The sequence below is a fragment of the Pseudomonas sp. LAM2023 genome, assembly GCF_016620375.1.
In the GTDB taxonomy this organism is placed as follows: domain Bacteria; phylum Pseudomonadota; class Gammaproteobacteria; order Pseudomonadales; family Pseudomonadaceae; genus Aquipseudomonas; species Aquipseudomonas anuradhapurensis.
Window position 1 is genome coordinate 175,935 of record NZ_JAENHV010000036.1, and the last position, 19,079, is coordinate 195,013.

General features: G+C 66.9%; 6 protein-coding genes. 4 read left to right on the top strand and 2 right to left on the bottom strand.

Features of this window, described 5'->3' with window-relative positions:
- Positions 1-46: 46 nt before the first annotated feature.
- A complete protein-coding gene (locus JKP78_RS20665) occupies positions 47-982 on the top strand; it encodes an aspartyl/asparaginyl beta-hydroxylase domain-containing protein (RefSeq protein ID WP_200627441.1) in 936 nt (311 codons plus the stop codon).
- Between the two features lie 154 nt (positions 983-1,136).
- Here JKP78_RS20665 and JKP78_RS20670 read toward each other — a convergent pair whose 3' ends face one another.
- Complete coding sequence (locus JKP78_RS20670; protein ID WP_200627443.1) at positions 1,137-2,789, bottom strand: cyclic peptide export ABC transporter; 1,653 nt, start codon at positions 2,787-2,789, stop codon at positions 1,137-1,139.
- 27 nt (positions 2,790-2,816) lie between these two features.
- Positions 2,817-3,266 carry an azurin gene (azu, locus tag JKP78_RS20675; protein WP_200627446.1) on the bottom strand — a complete coding sequence of 150 codons (450 nt, stop codon included), beginning with the start codon at positions 3,264-3,266 and terminating at the stop codon, positions 2,817-2,819.
- Between the two features lie 181 nt (positions 3,267-3,447).
- Here azu and JKP78_RS20680 point away from each other — a divergent pair, with 181 nt between their 5' ends.
- The 3 genes from JKP78_RS20680 (at position 3,448) to JKP78_RS20690 (ending at position 19,078) form a co-directional block, all read left to right on the top strand.
- The gene (locus tag JKP78_RS20680; protein WP_186687810.1) at positions 3,448-4,431 is read left to right on the top strand and encodes a TauD/TfdA family dioxygenase; all 984 of its coding nucleotides are present in this window, start codon (positions 3,448-3,450) and stop codon (positions 4,429-4,431) included.
- A gap of 360 nt (positions 4,432-4,791) precedes the next feature.
- Entirely contained in the window at positions 4,792-11,259 is a 6,468-nt protein-coding gene (locus JKP78_RS20685; protein WP_200627448.1) for a non-ribosomal peptide synthetase, read from the top strand.
- A 1-nt stretch (position 11,260) separates the two neighbouring features.
- On the top strand, positions 11,261-19,078 hold the full coding sequence (locus tag JKP78_RS20690; RefSeq protein ID WP_200627450.1) for a non-ribosomal peptide synthetase: 7,818 nt from the start codon (positions 11,261-11,263) through the stop codon (positions 19,076-19,078).
- Position 19,079 lies beyond the last annotated feature (1 nt).

The following is a 19,079-nucleotide window of genomic DNA, read 5'->3' on the forward strand; positions in this document are numbered from 1 at the left end:
CGGAGTGCAGGGCCCTGGCGCTGTCTCTTCCTCAAGGAGTGAAAGCATGACCGTTTCCTTTGCAGCCAAGGCGGGTGTCTTGCTGGTGTTTTTCGGCAGTGTGCTGTTCGTGCACCTGCGCGGCAAGGCTCGCCTGCCGGTGTTGCGCCAGTTCGTCAACCATTCGGCGCTGTTCGCCCCCTATAACAGCCTGATGTACTTGTTTTCCAAGGTGCCATCCAAGCCTTACCTGGATCGCCAGCGCTTCCCCGAACTGGATGTGCTCAAGGACAACTGGCAGGAAATTCGTGAAGAGGCCATGCGCCTGTTTGACGAGGGCTATATCCGCGCCGCCGAAAAGGATAACGACGCCGGTTTCGGTTCGTTCTTCAAGAAAGGCTGGAAGCGCTTCTACCTGAAGTGGTACGACAAGCCGCTGCCCTCGGCCGAAGCCCTCTGCCCGCGTACCGTCGAGCTGGTCAGCAGCATCCCCAACGTCAAGGGCGCGATGTTTGCCCTGCTGCCGGGTGGCAGCCACCTGAACCCGCACCGCGACCCGTTCGCCGGCTCCTTGCGCTACCACCTGGGGCTGTCCACGCCTAACTCCGACGCCTGCCGCATCTACGTCGATGGCGAGGAATACGCCTGGCGTGATGGCGAAGATGTGATGTTTGACGAGACCTACGTGCACTGGGTCAAGAACGAGACCGACGTTACCCGGGTAATCCTGTTCTGCGACATCGAACGCCCGCTGAGCAGCCCCCTGATGACCCGCATCAACCGCAAGGTCAGCGCCTTCCTCGGCCGTGCCACCGCACCGCAGAACACCGACGACGAGCGCGTGGGCGGGATCAACCAGGCCTATGCCTGGAGCAAGCGTTTCAGCAACCGCATCAGTGCCCAGGTGAAGCAGTTCAAGCGCGCCAACCCCAAGGCCTACCGCGTGCTACGGCCAGTGCTGGCGGTGCTGGTGGCCTATCTGCTGTATCGCTGGTTGTTCTGAATCCTGCCTGATGGGGCTGTTTCGCAGCCCCCTGACGCTATGCGGCTATCCCAAGGCAAGGCCCTGCAGGAAAGCGGTTTATAGCGAATTATAGAGCGATTAGAGAGAGGCTATAGAAGTCGTTGACCACGGCTTTACAGCTTCTGCTGCCGGTTCATGCCGGCTCAAGCGCTTCGATTATCTGACCCCTGCTCAGGTGCACCAGCTTGTCCGCCGTATCGAAATAGCGGTCATCATGCGAAATCACGATGATGGTCTTGCCCATGCGCTTCAGGTCCGGCAGCAGTTCGGTGTAGAACACCCGGCGGAAGGTCGGGTCCTGGTCCGCCGCCCATTCGTCGAACACCAGCACCGGCCGCCCGTCCAACCAGGCGTTGACCAGCGCCAGGCGCTTGCGTTGCCCGGTCGACAGGTCGGTGGTGGTGAAGGCGCCATCGCGTACGCTCACCTTGTGGGCAATTTCCAGCCGTTCCAGGTAGCGCGTGGCATCACCAGGCAGGCTGTGTTCGTGCTCGGGCAGGTCGTCGAACAGGTAGTAATCGGCGAACACCGTGGTGAACAGTTGGCGATAGTCATCCAGCCCTTGCGGGCCGACGGCCTTGCCGTTCAGGCGCACTTCGCCGCGCTGCGGGGTATACAGGCCCAGCAGCAGCTTGATCAGCGTGGTCTTGCCGCAGCCATTCTCGCCGACGATGAACAGGATCTCGCCCGGCTCGATGCTCAGGTTCACCGGCCCTACGCGGAACGGTTCGTGGCCGTCCACTGGTGGGTAGGCGTACTCGACGTTGCGCAGTTCCAGGTGCGCGCTGGCCGGGGCGGCGCGCCTGGCCGGTGGTTCCAGCAGCAGGTGTGGCTCGGGCGACGAGAAGCGCTCGGCCAGGTCGGCAATACGGCGGAACGCCACCTGGGCACGGCCGAGGATCGGCAGGTTGCTGATCAAGGTTTCCAGCGGGCCTTTCATGTACAGCAGCACCAGCACGAAGCCGCTCATCACCGCCGGGTCGTTGCTTGGCCACAGCGACTGCAACGCCAGGGTCAGGCCGATGACCACGAAGAACAGCATCGAACCCAGGCTCTTGGCCACGACGAAAATGTTGATGGCGCGGATATGCGTGCTGGCGATGAAATCGGCGCTGCCCTGGATGTTGCGGGTCAGCATGGCGTGGCGGCGGCGGCGGTCGATGCGCAGCTCCTTGGCGCCTTCGGCGATGGCTGTGTAGTGCTTCTGCAGGTTGTCCTCGGCATCGCGCGCGGCGTTGAAGCCGGCCACGCCTTTTTGCCGGGCGATGTACTGCACGCCGCTGCCGATGCCGATCGCCGCCAGGGTAATGAGGAATATCGGCCACGACAGCCACGCCAGGTAGGCCAGGCAACCGGACACGGTGGTGAGCGAAATGGCCAGCGGGGCGAAGGCAAAGGCGAAGTCGCTGATGGTGTCGACGTCGCGGGTCAGCACCGGGATCAGGCGGTGGCTGCGGTAGCGTTCGATCTGCTCGATGGGGGCCGACAGTACCTTCGCCCCGAGGTCCTTGCGCAGCCGGGCGATGACCTTCTGGCCGACGTAATTGGTGCCGCTGTCAGCGGCCACGCTGCTGACCAGGGCCAGCAGGCACAAGCCGGCGAAGGCCAGCAGCAGGCCCTGGCTCATGCCGCCCGGTGCATGCAGGCCCTGGTTGACGGTGGCCAGCAGGGCGGTCACTGCCAGGCCGCCGAGCATGCCCAGCAACACCGAGGCGAGCACCGCCGTGCGGTAGGGTTGAAGCAGGCCCAGCAGTTCGCGGATGGCCCCGGGAGAAGAGGTTTTCATGAAGCGTGATCTCGCTGGTGGAGTGGGTCAGCTGCCGAAGGTCAGGGTGCCCTTCATCAAGGTGCTGTGGAACGGGAACGAGCAGTAGAAGCTGTAGGCGCTACCGGCTTTCAGCAGCTTGGTATCGAAGGTGACGCTGTCCTGCTCGCCGCCGCCGATCAGGCGGGTGTGGGCGATCACCCGGCTGTCGCCAGGCTTGATGTAGTCCTGCACCTCGCCAGCCTTCTGGCCGTCATCCAGTACGCCCTGCATTTCGGCCTGGGTGCTCAGCACCCAGTTGTGCCCCATCACGTTCTTCGGCATGGCGCCAGGGTGGGTGAGGGTGACCGTGAACGCACTGCAGGCCACCGGCACGCTGATGGCGGCCTTGTCGAACGTCATCTGGTCGGTGCCATGGATTTCCACGGCGCATTGTTGCGCCGACCAGGCGGTCGGCGCTGCGGCGAGCAGGGTTAGGAGCAGGAGCTGGCGAGTCATGTACGGTTCCTGGGCGATAAAAGGGTGCACATCGTTCAGACGAACCGGCGCGCCCTGGCTTTACCTGCGGCTGGGGCGCCGGTGAATTTCCCTCAGGGCCGCTCGTTCATCTAGTCAGGCGCTGCCATGGCGCACATCCCGATTTCGCCGCCAACGCGGCCCTGGCTTGAGGTGACCGGACATGAGTGAACTGCTGAGCTTCGCGATCGAACCCCTGGACGCCGCACGCGGCAACCTGCCGCTGCTGGTACGCGCGCCGGAGCCGGGCATCGACCTGCTGGAAGCGTTTGCCGAGCTGCAGCCGCTGGTGGACCGCCATCTGCTGCAGGCCGGCGGCATCCTGTTTCGTGGTTTCGAGGTGGCGGGCGCCGAAGCCTTCCGCCAGTTCGCCGCGGCCTTTGGCCACCCGCTGCTCAACTACGAGTTCGGGTCTACCCCGCGCAGCAACGTGACCCAGGGTGTGTACACCTCCACCGAGTACCCGGCGCACCAGCGCATCCCCCTGCACAACGAGCAGGCCTACACCCGGGAATGGCCGATGAAGATCTGGTTCTACAGCGTGATCCCCGCCGAGACCGGTGGCGAGACACCGATCGCCGACAGCCGCGAGGTGTACCGGCGCATGCCGGCACGCATTCGTGAGCGGCTGGTGGAGAAAGGGCTGATATACGTGCGCAACTATGGCAACGGCCTGGACGTGGAATGGTCGCAGGTGTTCAACAGCGAAGACCCGCGCCAGGTCGAGGCCTACTGCCGGGCGCATGCCATCGAGTGCATCTGGAAGGACGACGGTGAATTGCGCACCCGCCAGCGCTGCCAGGTGGTGGCGCGGCATCCGTCGACCGGCGAGGACGTGTGGTTCAACCAGGCGCACCTGTTCCATGTATCGAACCTGCAGCCAGAGGTGCGCGAGTCGTTGATGGACATTGTCGAGGAGGAGGACCTGCCGCGTAACGTGTATTACGGCGACGGCACGGCCATCGAGGATTCGTTGCTCGATGAGGTGCGCGGGGTGCTGGATGAATGCACCATCAGCTTCCCATGGTTGGAAAACGATGTGCTGATGCTCGACAACATGCTCGCGGCGCATGCGCGGTCGCCGTTTACCGGCAAGCGCAAGGTGGTGGTAGCGATGGCGCAGGGGCATCGTGAGGGGTTGGGCTGACAGGTGCATGGTTGGGGTTTTGTGGTGCCTGGGCGATCGAGCGCCGCCCGCGCGGCGCATCGCGAGCTGCGCTCGCTCCTACGTTTGTTTCGGGCCAGTAACGCCTGTGACAGGTGCGCGCGACCGCCTGGCGTATACGACGCGATATCCCGTCGGGCGCCAAGGCGTACGTGCGTAAATCTCACAGGAATAATTGGCCCGAAACAAACGTAGGAGCGAGCGTAGCTCGCGATGCGCCGCGCGGGCGGCGCTCGATCTCCCTGGCGCCACACCCCTCAAGACGATCACCCGCCGCCCCTAAATCAGCCCCCGATGCCTTCGTCTGACAGTTACCGCTCGACTGCCAGGACACCGCTCGACATGAATGCTGATCAAACCCTCCAGCTCGCCCGTCGCTTCATCGCGCTCGCTCCCGACAAGCGCCGCCTGTTCCTCAAGGCACTGCAGGGCGAGGGCATGGACTTCTCCGTGCTGCCGATCGCACCCGGCGTCGAGGTAGCCGAGCGTGACCAGCTGTCGTACGCCCAGCGGCGCATGTGGTTCCTCTGGCAGCTCGACCCACAGGGCGCGGCCTACAACCTGCCGCTAGCCGTACGCCTGCACGGCCCACTGGAGCTGGCTGCCCTGCAGCAGGCCTTCGATGCCCTGGTGGCCCGCCACGAAACCCTGCGCACCCGCTTCGTCGCCGACGGCGATGACGTACGCCAGCAGGTGGACGCCGTTGCAGCCCCGCTGCAGCTGCACCAGGATGCCCTGGCCGAGCTGGACGAGGACGCCCGCCAAGCTGCCATCGAGACCATCGCCGAAGCCGAAGCCCTGGCCCCGTTCGACCTGGCCAGCGGCCCGCTGCTGCGCGTGCGCCTGCTGCAATTGGCCGAGCAGGAACACGTCCTGCTGCTGACCCTGCACCACATTGTCGCCGACGGTTGGTCGATGAATGTGCTCATCGACGAATTCCTGCGCCTGTACGACGCCGCCGTGGCCGGCACCGATGCCGGCCTGCAGCCGCTGCCGATCCAGTACCGCGACTACGCCCTGTGGCAGCGTTGCTGGCTGCAGGCCGGCGAGCAGGAACACCAGTTGGACTACTGGCGGGCACACCTGGGCGACGACCATGCGCCGCTGGAGCTGCCACTGGACCGCAGCCGCCAGGGCCGCCCCAGTTATCGCGGTGCGCGCCACGAGTTCGTCATTGCCGCCGATGTCGCCGACCGCCTGCGCGGCCTGGCACGCAAACACAATGTCACCCTGTTCATGGTCCTGTTGGCAGCCTTCAAGCTGCTGCTGCAGCGCTACAACGGCCAATCGGCGATCCGCGTCGGCGTGCCCATCGCCAACCGCAACCGAGCGGAAAGCCAGGGGCTGATCGGCTGCTTCATCAATACCCAGGTGCTGCACACCGAGATTGACCCATTGCTGGACATTGCCGGCCTGTTGCGGCGCGTGCGCGAAACTGCGCTGGGCGCACAAAGCCACCAGGACCTGCCGTTCGAACAGCTGGTGGAGGCCCTGGACCTGCCGCGCAGCAGCGACAGCCCGCTGTTCCGCGTGTTGTTCAACCACCAGGCGCAGGTGGCCGATGTGCAGGCCATCGAAACCCGCAGCGGCCTGAGCCTGGCGCCGATCGCGCTGGCCAGGCACAGTGCGCGCTTCGACCTGGCGCTGGATACGCACGAGCGAGCGGGGCAACTCCATGCGGCGTTCACCTATGCCACCGATGTGTTCGATGCGGCCACCATCGCAACCCTCGGCGAGCAGTGGCTGGCCCTGCTGCAGGGCCTGGCTGACGAAGCGCCTGGCGCAGTCGGCGAGCTGCCATTGCCCGGCCTGGCCGCTGCCGTTGACGCGCCTGTGCAGGCTGGCGAAACCCTGCTGGTCCACCAGCGCTTTGCCGCCGCTGCCAGCCGTCACCCCGAGCGCCAGGCGGTAATGGCCGCGGGCGAGCAGGCCAGCTTCGCTGAGCTCGACAGCCGCGCCGAGGCCGTCGCCAACCGGCTGGTCGAAGTCGGGGTCGGGCCGGACACGCTGGTCGGCGTACTGGCTGACCGCAGCGTCGGCATGCTCGCCAGCATCCTCGGTGTGCTCAAGGCCGGTGGCGCCTACCTGCCACTGGAGCCCGAGCAACCCGCCGAGCGCCTGGCCTACCTGCTCCGCGACAGTGGCACGCAGCTGCTGCTGGCGTATGGTGACTGGCAGGCGGAACTTCCCGACGCTGTGCAGCACCTGGACTGGACGCAATCCGCAAGCGGCAGCGGCAGCCGTGTCGCCCCGGCCCCGGGCAACCTCGCCTATGTCATCTACACCTCCGGTACCACCGGCCAGCCCAAGGGCGTGGCGATCAGCCACGCGGCCCTGGCCAACTATGTCGATGGTATCAGCGCGCGCCTGCCGGTCGAGCGTATCCGCAGCATGGCGCAGGTCTCGACCCCGGCCGCGGACCTTGGCCACACCATGCTGTTCGGCGCCCTGTGCGGTGGCCATACCCTGCATCTGCTGTCTCGTCAGCAGGTGCTGGATGCCGAAGGCTTCGCGGCCTATCTGGTCGAGCACCAGGTGGATGCGTTGAAGATCGTGCCGTCGCACCTGGAGGCGATGCTGGTGGCTGGCCGTTCGGCGTTGCCGGCGCAGTGCCTGGTACTCGGCGGCGAAGCCAGCGGCCCGGGCCTGCTGGCCAAGGTCCGTGAGCTGGCGCCGGCGCTCAGCGTGTTCAACCACTACGGCCCGACCGAGACCACCGTCGGCGTACTGGTGGCCGAACTGAACGGGCAAGCCAGCCTCGGTCAACCGCTGGCCAACACCCGCGTTGCGCTGCTCGACCCTTGCCTGCAACCCCTGCCGGCCAAAGCCAAGGGCGAGCTGTACATCGGTGGCGCCGGGCTGGCCCGTGGCTACCTGAACCGCCCCGCACTCACCGCCGAACGCTTCGTCCCCGACCCGAACGGCAGCCATGGCCAGCGCCTGTACCGCAGCGGTGACTGGGTGCGCCAAGGCCGCGAGCTGCAATTTGCCGGGCGCATGGACGGCCAGGTGAAAATCCGTGGCTACCGCGTGGAGCTGGCCGAAATCGAAAACCAGCTGCGTGCACTCGACGGTGTCGCCAACGCCCTGGTACGGGTCCATGGCCAGGCGCCGCACCTGCAGCTGGCCGCCTGGCTGGTGCCCACCCGGTCACCGAAAGACAGCCTGGCCTGGCAAGACTCGATCCGTGCCACCCTCACAGGCCTGTTGCCCGAACACATGGTGCCGAGCCACCTGATGGTGCTGGAACACCTGCCGGTCACTGCCAATGGCAAGGTCGACGTCAAAGCGTTGCCGGAGCCGGTCGCCAGCCAGAAGGCCTACCAGCCACCGCAGACCCCGCTGCAGCTGCAGCTGGCGCGGATCTGGGCCGAGGTGCTGCACGTGCCGCAGGTAGGCCTGAGCGATAACTTCTTCGCCCTCGGCGGGCATTCGCTGCTGGCCACCCAGGCCGTGTCGCGGGTACGCAAGCAACTGGGCCTGGAGATTCCGCTGCGCAGCTTGTTCGACACCGTCGACCTGCAAGGCTTCGCCCAGGCAGTGGCCGAGGGCGAACAGGGCGCCGGCCTGGACATCGAAATCCTCGATCGCCAGCAACCACTGCCGGTGTCCCGGTCGCAGCACCGCCAGTGGCTGTTCTGGAAGCTCAACCCGCACAGCCTGGCCTACAACACGCCGATGGCGGTGCGCATGCAGGGCAACCTCGACCGTGCGGCGCTGCAGGCAGCGCTGGATGCGCTGGTGGCCCGCCACGAATCGCTGCGTACGGTATTCGTTGAAGCCGAAGGCCTCCCCTGGCAGCGCATCCTGCCAGCGGCCTCGGTGGTGATCGGTTTCGAAGACCTCGGCGGCCAGGACCACGCCGCGCAGCTGCGCAAGCTGGAGGCCGAGGCCTTTGTGCCGTTCGACCTCGCGCACGGCCCGCTGCTGCGTGCGCGCCTGTTCAAGGTGCATGAGCAGGAGCACCTGTTGTCGCTGACCCTGCACCATATCGTCTCCGACGGCTGGTCGATGAGCCTGCTGGTGCGTGAGGTCGCCGCCGCCTACAACGCCGCAGCAAGCGGCCAGGCGTACACTCCCGAGCCGCTGCCGGTGCAGTACGCCGACTTCGCCGCCTGGCAACGCCAGTGCCTGGCCGAAGGGCAGATGCAGGCCCAGATCGACTACTGGAAGGCGCGGCTGGAAGACGACTTCGAGGTGCTCGAGCTGCCGGCCGACCGTGCTCGGCCACCGCTCAAAAGCTACCGTGGCAGCCGCTTCGACGTGCGCCTGCCGCAGGCCCTCAGCGAGCGTTTGCGGGCACTGGCGCTGGCAGCCAATGCCACGCTGTTCCATGTGTTCCTGGCGGCCTATGCCATCGTGCTGGCGCGCTACAGCCGCAAGGGCACGCTCAACATCGGCGTGCCGGTCACCAATCGCAACCGCCAGGAGCTGGAAGGCCTGATCGGCTTCTTCATCAACGTGGTGGTGGCCCGCATCGATGTCGATGGCAGCCAGCCGTTCGCACAATTGCTGGCGGCGATCAGGGAAACCACCTTGCAGGCCCAGGCCAACAAGGACGTGCCCTTCCTCGAGGTGGCCGAGGCGCTGTACCCGGAACGCGAGCAGGGCGTGAACCCGTTCTTCCAGGTGCTCTACAACCACCTGCGCGACCTCGGCGAGCAGGTGGCCAGCGATGCGCTGCACGGATTGCAGGTCAGGGAAGTGGACCTGCAGGAGCCGGGCGCGCAATACGATATCTCGCTCAACACCCTGGAGCGATCCGACGGGGTGACGGCATCGTTCAACTACTCGACCGACCTGTTCGACGCAGCGCGCATCGAACGCATGGCCGGGCACTGGCTGGCGCTGCTGGAGGCTATCTGCGCCGAGCCACAGCGCTGCATTGGTGAGCTGGGTTTGTTCGGCGCTGCCGAGCGCCAGCAACTGATCTACGGCTGGAACCCGCCACAGCAGGCCGCTGGCGGCCTGTGCGCGCACCAACTGCTGCAGCGCCAGGCGCGGGCGCGGCCCGATGCGCCAGCATTGATCTGCGGCGACCAGCAACTGACTTACGCCGAACTGGACCGCAGCAGCAACCAGCTGGCGCACCGTCTGCGCGCCATGGGCGTGGGGCCGGAGCGCCTGGTGGGCGTGGCCGTCGAGCGTGGCCTGGGCATGGCCTTGGCGTTGATCGCCATTCACAAGGCGGGCGGCGCCTACGTGCCGCTGGACCCGGATTACCCGCAAGAGCGCCTGGCCTGCATGATCGAAGACAGTGGCATCGGCCTGCTGCTGGCCGACGCGCCCTCGCGTGAGCGCCTGCAAGCGGGCAAGCAGTTGCCCTGCGTGCTGCTGGAGCCCGGTAGCGAGTGGCTGCAGGCCTGGCCCGCCGAGCCGCTGGCCAACCTGGCTGCACCACACAACCTGGCCTATATGATCTACACCTCCGGCTCCACCGGTATGCCCAAGGGCGTGGCCATCGACCATCACGCGCTGGCGCTGTTCTGCCAGGTGGCTGCGCAGTATTCGCGCCTGGGCCCGGACGACCGCGTGCTGCAGTTCGCCACCATCAGCTTCGACGGCTTCATCGAGCAGTTCTTCCCACCGTTGGCCCAGGGTGCCTGTGTGGTCCTGCGCGATGCGCGGATATGGGGCACGGCCACCCTGCTGGATGAGATCAACCGCCACGGCGTGACCGTGGCCGACCTGCCGGCTGCCTACTGGCGCCTGCTGGCCCTGGAGCGCCACGGCCCCGAGGCCTATGGCCCACTGAGGCAGATCCATGTCGGCGGCGAGGCGGTGCCGGAAGATGCCTTGCGCGCCTGGCTGGCCGATGGCCCGCCAGCGGTGCGCCTGCTGAACACCTACGGCCCGACCGAAGCCACCGTGGTCGCCACCACCTACGACTGTTCGCAGATGACTGCGGCGCAGATCGGCCAGGGTGGTGTGCCCATTGGCCGCGCCTTGCCGGGCCGCACCCTGTATGCCCTGGACGAGTGCCTGGCACCGACCCCGACCGGCGTGCCTGGCGAGTTGTTCATTGGCGGCGCTGGCTGCCTGGCGCGTGGCTACCACCAGCAGCCGTCGCTCACCGCCGAGCGCTTCATCCCCGACCCGTTCGACCCGCTCGGCGGTGGCCGCCTGTACCGCACCGGCGACCTTGGTTACTACGACGAGAACGGCCAGCTGGCCTATCGCGGCCGGGTCGATCACCAGGTGAAGGTGCGCGGTTTCCGTATCGAACTGGGCGAGATCGAGCAGTGCCTGCGGGCGCACCCGGGCGTGCGCGAAGCCACCGTGGTGGCCATCGACCTGCCCAGCGGCAAGCAACTGTGCGCCTATGCCGTGCCGGCCGATGGCCACGACGGTGACCTGCGCCTGGCGTTGCAGCAGCACCTCAGGGCCAGCCTGCCGCACTACATGGTCCCGGCCTGCCTGGTGACCCTGGCGGACATGCCGCTGACCCCCAGCGGCAAACTCGACCGCAAGGCGCTGCCCCTGCCTGACCTGGGCCAGTCGCAACACGCCTACGAGGCGCCGCAGACCGCGCGGCAACAGCAACTGGCGAGCCTCTGGGCGCAATTGCTGAACGTTGACCGGGTTGGCCTGAACGACAACTTCTTCGAACTGGGCGGGCACTCGTTGCTGGCTGCCCAGGTGGTATCGCGGATCAACCTGGAGCTGGGGCTGGACATGCCCCTGCAGTTGATCTTCACCCACCCCGAGTTGCGCGCGTTCGCCCAGGCACTGGACGAGCAGGGCCTGTCGCTGACTGATGACGGCCTGAGCGATATCGAACACATGATGAACGCATTCACCGAGGCCTGACATGGAATTCACTGCAGCACAACGCATCGCCCAACGTTTCGTTGGCCTTTCCGTGGAGCAACGCCAGCAGATCCTGGCGCAGATGCAGGCCAGCGGGCAAAGCTTCCGCCTGCTGCCCATCGTGCCGGCGCGTCAGGGCCTGACCCGTATTCCGCTGTCGTACGCCCAACAGCGCCTGTTGTTCCTCTGGCAGCTGGAACCCGACAGCCCGGCCTATAACGTGCCGCTGGCCGTCCGCCTGAAAGGCGCGCTGGACCCGGCGCTGCTGCAACAGGCGCTGGATGCGCTGGTGCAACGCCACGAGTCGCTGCGCACGCGCTTCGCCGCGCAGGAGGGCGAGTTCTACCAGGACATCCTCGACCACTGCCCGCTGCCGATCGAGTGGGTGGAATTCGCCGAGACGCCCAGCGAAGCGTCGCTGAGCGAAGCCGTTGACGCTGCCCTCAAGCAGCCCTTCGACTTGCAGGCCGGCCCGCTGCTGCGGGTGACCGTGCTACGCGTGGAGGCCGAACACCATGTGCTGGCGCTGAGCATGCACCACATCATCGCCGACGGTTGGTCCAGCGATGTGCTGGTGCAGGAGTTCGTCCAGCTGTACAGCGCCCTGGCCGAGGGCTGCCAGGCGCAGTTGCCAGACTTGCCGATCCAGTACGCCGACTACGCCATCTGGCAGCGCGCCTGGCTCGAAGCCGGGGAGGCGCAGCGCCAGCTGGCCTACTGGCAGGCGCAACTGGGCGATGAGCAGCCGGTGCTGAGCCTGCCGCTGGACTTCGAGCGCCCGGCCACGCCCAGCCAGCGCGGGGCGGTGCTGCGCGTGGACATCGCAGGCGCGCAGGCCGAAGCCCTGCGCAGCCAGGCGCGCAAAGGCGGCTACACCGTGTTCGTGCTGGTGCTGGCGGCCATGGCGGTGGTGCTGTCGCGCTACAGTGGCCAGGCCGACATCCGCATCGGCGCCCCTAACGCCGGGCGCAACCGCAAGGAGCTGGAGGGCCTGATCGGCTTCTTCATCAATACCCAGGTGTTGCGTGTGCAAGTGGATGAGCGCGCCACCTTCGCCGCCTTGCTCGACCAGGTACAGGCGGTGATCGGCGCGGCCCAGTCGCACCAGGAGCTGCCGTTCGAGCAGCTGGTCGATGCCTTGCTGCCGGAGCGCAACCTGGCCCACAACCCGCTGTTTCAGTTCAAGATCAACCAGCACGTGGCCGCCCGCGACGCGGGGCGCAAGCGCCTGGGGACGCTGGAGGTGGAAGGTTTCGCGCGGAACGATGGCGATGCCCGCTTTGACCTGGCATTCGACTTTTCCGACAAGGCCGACGGCATCGAAGGCTACTTCACCTATGCCACTGAGCTGTTCGAACAGGCCACCATCGAACGCATGGCCGGTTCGCTGTGGCGGGTGCTGGATGCACTGACCGGCGATCTGCAGCGGGCAATTGTCGATAGCCCGGAGCTGCCGGCGCTGACGCCGGCGCCCGCGCATGCCTACCCGCACGGCGATGTACTTGCCCTGTGGCGCCAGGCCATGGTGCGAGGTCAGGCGCATGGCGGTGTGCGCGCCGGTGAACGGTTCATGACCCAGGCCGGGCTGGAGGCGGCATCCAACCGCCTGGCCGATTACCTGCGCCAGCGCGGTGTCGGTACCGGCAGCATCGTTGCCTTGTGCCAGCCGCGCTCCATCGAGTGGGTCAGTGCCTTGCTGGCGGTGCTCAAGACCGGCGCCGCCTATCTGCCGCTGGACCCCCAACAGCCCCAGGAGCGCTTGCAGCAACTGCTTGCCGACAGTGGCGCTGCCGTGCTGTTGCATGAACCGGGCGACCAGCGCTTCGCCGGCCTTGATGGCGTACAGGTAATCGCCTGCGATCATGCCCAATGGGCAATCTGCAGCGACCGCCCGGTAGAACTGGCCATTGCCGCTGAACAGCCAGCCTACCTGATCTACACCTCGGGCTCGACCGGGCAGCCCAAGGCCGTGGTGGTCAGCCATGGGGCGCTGGCCAGCTACATCCAGGCGCTGCTCGAGCGCCTGCAACTGCCAGCTGCAGCGAGCATGGCGATGGTCTCCACCACTGCCGCCGACCTGGGCCACACCGTACTGTTCGGTGCCCTGGCCTCGGGCCGCCTGCTGCACCTGCTGCCGCAGGAACTGGCGTTCGACCCGGACGGCTTCGCCAGCTACATGGCGCAGCACCAGGTCGGCGTGTTGAAACTGGTGCCGAGCCATCTGCAAGGCTTGCTTCAAGCAGAGCGCGCTGCCGACGTGCTGCCGGCCGAAGCGTTGATCCTCGGCGGCGAGGCGTGCAGCTGGGGCCTGCTGGAACAGGTTCGCGCGCTGCGCCCGGGCTGCCGGGTCATCAACCACTACGGCCCGACCGAAACCACCGTCGGCGTGCTCACCTTCGAGCCGGGCCAGCCATTGCCAGGCTGCCGCACGGTGCCGGTCGGACGCCCGCTGGGCAACGCCTGCGCCCAGCTGCTGGACGGTTACCTCAACCCGCTGGCAGCGCGGGTGACCGGTGAGCTGTACCTGGGCGGGCAGGGTATCGCCCAAGGGTATCTGGGCCAGCCAGCGCTGACTGCCGAGCGCTTCGTGCCGGCCGAGGGTGGTGCCCGTCTGTACCGCTCCGGCGACCGCGCACGGCTTACGGCCGATGGCCTGATCGAGTTCATCGGCCGCGCCGATGACCAGGTGAAGATCCGCGGTTATCGCGTGGAACCCGGCGAAATCGGCCGGATGCTGGCCGGCCTGCCCGCTGTCAGCGAGGCCGTGGTGCTGGCCTTGCCGCTGGAGGGTGACGCCGAGCGCCTGCAGCTGGTGGCCTACGTGGTCGCCGCAGCGGGGGTGACCGCTGAAGCGTTGCAGGCGCTGCTGCTGGCACGCTTGCCGGACTACATGGTGCCGGCGCAGATCGTATTGCTGGAACGTTTGCCGCTGACCGCCAACGGCAAGCTCGACAAGCGTGCGTTGCCGGTACCCGGTGCAGTCAGCCGTGGCTATGTGGCGCCGCAGGGGGATATCGAGGAAACGCTGGCGGCGGTGTGGGCCGATGTGCTCAAGCTGGAGCGGGTCGGTAGCAGTGACAACTTCTTCGAACTGGGCGGCGATTCGATCCTCAGCCTGCAGATCATCGCCCGGGCCAAGCGTCAGGGCATCCGGATCAGCCCCAAGCAATTGTTCGAACAACAGACCATCGCCCAGCTGGCGCAGGTGGCCAAGCGCAGCGAGGCCAAGCCAGCGCCTGCAGCGGCAGGCGTAGACGCCGCTAGCAGCGGCGAGGCCGCGTTGTTGCCAGCGCAGGCGCGGTTCTTCGAAATGCAGATCGCCCAACCGGCGCACTGGAACCAGTCGGTACTGCTCAAGCCGACCAGCCCGGTACAGGTGAAGCACCTGGAGGCCGCCCTGCGCGCCGTGGTCGCACAGCACGACGCCCTGCGCCTGCGCTTCACTCGCACCGCCGAGCAATGGCAGGCGCGCTTTCAGCCGCTGGACGATGCACCGCTGTTGCAGCAGCGCAACCTCAATGCCCTGAGTGAACTGGACGCCGCTGGCAACCAGCTGCAAGCCAGCCTGAACCTGGAGCACGGGCCGCTATTGCGTGGCGAACTGTTCGACGTTGCCGATGGCCAACAGCGTCTGCTGCTGGTGGTGCATCACCTGGTGGTCGACGGCGTGTCATGGCGCGTGCTGCTCGAAGACCTGCAAACCGCCTACCAGCAGCTGCTGGCCGGCCAGACCGTGAGCCTGCCGGCCAAGACCACCTCGGTGCAGGCCTGGGCCGAACGCCTGGCCAGCCATGCCAGCAGCCCTGCGCTGCAGGCACAGCGCGACTACTGGCTGCAGGCCTTGGCCGGCGACCACGCCGAACTGCCGCGGGACAACCCCCAGGGCAGCCTGGCCAACAGCCATGCCCGCACCGCCACCACCCGGCTGGATGCCGAGTGCACCGCCAAGCTGCTGAGGCAGGCCCCGGCCGCCTACCGCACGCAGGTCAACGACCTGCTGCTGACTGCGCTGGCACGGACCTTGTGCCAGTGGAGTACGCACGCCGAGGTGCTGGTGCAGGTGGAAGGCCACGGCCGCGAAGACCTGTTCGACGACCTCGACCTCAGCCGCACCGTGGGCTGGTTCACCAGCCTGTACCCGGTGCGCCTCACGCCCGGCCACGACCTGGGCCAGTCGATCAAGACGATCAAGGAGCAACTGCGCGCGGTGCCGGACAAAGGCCTCGGCCATGGCCTGCTGCGCTACCTTGGCGATGCCGATGTCCGTGACCAGCTGCGGCGTGCCGCCCAGGCGCGGGTTACCTTCAACTACCTTGGCCAGTTCGATACCAGCTTCGATGCCGAAGCCGGCGCCCTGTTCACCCCAAGCGGGGAAAGCGCAGGCCGCAGCCAATGTGCCGGTGCAGCGCTGGGCAACTGGCTGAGCATCACCGGCCAGGTATACGGCGGCGAGTTGTTCCTGGAGTGGACCTACAGCGCCGACATGTACCACCCGGCCACCCTCGAAAAGCTGGCCCAGGCCTACCAGCAGGCCTTGGTGGAGCTGGTCGAACACTGTTGCGATGGCCGGCACCAGGGGGTGACCCCGGCGGACTTCCCGTTGGCTGCACTGACCCAGGCGCAGCTGGACAGCCTGCCGCTGCCGGCGCAGCAGATCGCCGATGTGTACCCGCTGTCACCGATGCAGCAGGGCATGCTGTTTCATACCCTTTACGACGCGCAGGCCGGCAACTACATCAACCAGCTGCGGGTGGATGTGCACGGGCTGGATGTGCAGCGTTTCCGGCAGGCCTGGCAGGCTACCTTGCAGGCGCATGACATCCTGCGCAGCGGTTTCGTCCTGCAGGGCGCGCTGGAGCAGGCCGTGCAGGTGGTATGCAAGACCGTCACGTTGCCGTGCAGCGAGCACGACTGGCGTGGCCAGCCAGCACTGGAGCAGGCCTTGCAGGCCCTGGCCGAGGCTGAACGCCAGCGCGGTTTCGACCTGGCCAGCGCGCCGCTGCTGCGCCTGGTACTGGTGCGCACCAGCGATAGCAGCCACCACTTGATCTACACCAACCACCACATCCTCATGGACGGCTGGAGCACCTCGCGCCTGCTCGGGGAGGTGCTGCAGCGCTACGCCGGCCACCTGCCGCAAGCGCAGGCCAGGCCTTACCGCGACTATATCGCCTGGCTGCAAGGCCAGGACGCGGCGCTTGCCGAAGCCTTCTGGAAGGCGCGCCTGGCGGCGCTGGACGCACCAACCCGCCTGGCCCAGGCCATTGTCGGTAGCAGCGGCGCAAGCGGCTACGGCGAGCGCCGCCTGGCCTTCGACCGCGAGCAGACTGCGCGCATCGAAGCCTTTGCCCGGGCCAACCGGGTCACCGTCAATACCCTGGTGCAATCGGCCTGGCTGCTGCTGTTGCAGCGCTGCACTGGGCAAGCCAGCGTGTGCTTCGGCGCCACTGTCGCCGGGCGCCCGGCAGACCTGCCAGGGGTAGAGGAGCAGATCGGCCTGTTCATCAACACCCTGCCGGTGATCGGGGCGCCGCGTGCCGAGCAGCGCGTGGCCGAGTGGATCGGCCAGGTGCAGGCTGAAAACCTGGCCCTGCGCGAGTTCGAGCATACGCCGTTGTACGACCTGCAGCGCTGGGCCGGGCAGGGCGGTGACGCCCTGTTCGATAGTATTCTGGTGTTCGAGAACTACCCGGTGGCCGAAGCGCTGCAACAGGGTGCGCCCGCTGGCCTGCGTTTCGGCGATGTCGCGGTGCAGGAGCAGACCAACTATCCGCTGACCCTGGTGGTGGAACTGGGCGCGACGTTATCGATGCACTATAGCCACGACCGTGCGCTATGGAGCGATGACAGCATTGGCCACCTGGCGGGTTACTTCGCCAACCTGTTGCGGGCGCTGGTGGAGAATGCGGATGCCTTCATCGGTGAGCTGCCGCTGCTGGATCAGGCGGAGCAGCAACGGATGGTCGAAGGCTGGAATGCCACCCAGGCAGCCTACCCGGACGAGTGCAGCATTCATCAACTGATCGAGGCCCAGGTGTGCGCCACCCCGGATGCCCCGGCGCTGGTATTCGGCGAGCAGACCCTGAGCTATGCCGAACTCAACCGCCGTGCCAACCAGCTGGCGCACCGGTTGCGCGAGTTGGGCGTGGGCCCGGACGTGCTGGTCGGCATCGCCATGCAGCGCAGCCTGGAGATGGTCATCGGCCTGCTCGGTATCGTCAAGGCCGGCGGCGCCTACGTGCCGCTGGACCCGGAGTACCCGCAGGAGCGCCTGCGCTACATGTTCGACGACAGCGGCATCGCCTTGCTGCTGAGCCAGTCGCACTTGCGCGACACCCTGCCGGTCCCGGCCGGCTTGCGCTGCCTGGAGCTGGATACTGAAGACCTGAGCGGCTACCGCGATGCCAACCCAGACATCGATGTAGCGCCGCTGAACCTCGCCTACGTGATCTACACCTCTGGCTCCACCGGTCGCCCGAAAGGCGCTGGCAACAGCCATCGGGCGCTGGTCAACCGCCTGTGCTGGATGCAGAAGGCCTATGCACTGGGCGCCAGCGACAGCGTTTTGCAGAAAACCCCGTTCAGCTTCGACGTGTCGGTGTGGGAGTTCTTCTGGCCGCTGATGACCGGCGCGCGGCTGGTCATCGCCCAGCCAGGGGCGCACCGCGACCCGCAGTTGCTGGTCGAGGCCATCAACCACTACGGCATCAGCACGCTGCACTTCGTGCCGTCGATGCTGCAGGCGTTCATGAGCCACGAAGCGGTAGAGCGCTGCGTCAGCCTCAGGCGCGTGGTGTGCAGCGGCGAAGCGCTGCCGGCCGAACTGGCCCGCCAGGCCCTGCAACGTTTGCCGGCGGCGCGCCTGTACAACCTGTACGGGCCGACCGAAGCGGCCATCGACGTCACCCACTGGACCTGCCAGGCGGATGAAACCATCAGCGTGCCGATCGGCCAGCCGATCGACAACCTCAAGGCCCACATCCTCGACGGCAGCCTGCACCCGGCGGTGCGCGGCAGTGCCGGTGAGCTGTACCTCGGCGGTGTCGGCCTGGCCCGTGGTTATCACCAGCGCCCAGCGCTGACCGCCGAACGCTTCGTGCCAGACCCGTTCAGCACCGACGGCGGGCGCCTGTACCGCACCGGCGACCTGGCGCGCTACCGCGCCGACGGGGTGATCGACTACGCCGGGCGTATCGACCACCAGGTGAAGATCCGCGGCCTGCGCATCGAGCTGGGCGAGATCGAAGCACACCTGCTGCAGCTGCCGAGCGTGCAGGAGGCAGTGGTGCTGGCCCAGGACGGGCCGAGCGGCAAGCAAGTGGTGGCCTACGTGGTGCCTGCCGACAGCACGCAAGAGCAGGGCGCGTTGCGCGACAGCCTGCGTGCTGCGCTCAAGGCTGGCTTGCCGGACTACATGGTGCCGGCGCACCTGCTGCTGCTCGACCAGCTGCCGCTGACGCCGAATGGCAAGCTCGACCGCAAGGCCCTGCCGCAGGCGGATGCCAGCCAGTTGCAGGGCGAGTACGTCGCCCCGCAGAGCGCGCTGGAGCAACAGATCGCGGCGATCTGGGCGCAGGTGCTGAAGCTGGAACAGGTCGGCCTGGCGGACAACTTTTTCCAGCTCGGCGGGCATTCCCTGCTAGCCACGCAAGTGGTTGCGCGCTTGCAGATGGAACTGGCTGCGGACATACCACTGGCACTGCTGTTCCAGACCGAAAACCTTCGCGATTACGCCACCGCTGTCAGCGCTGCAACCCGCGACCGCACGGCAGACCTGGACGAGTTCCACGACTTCATGAATGAGCTTGAGGCAGTTTGAA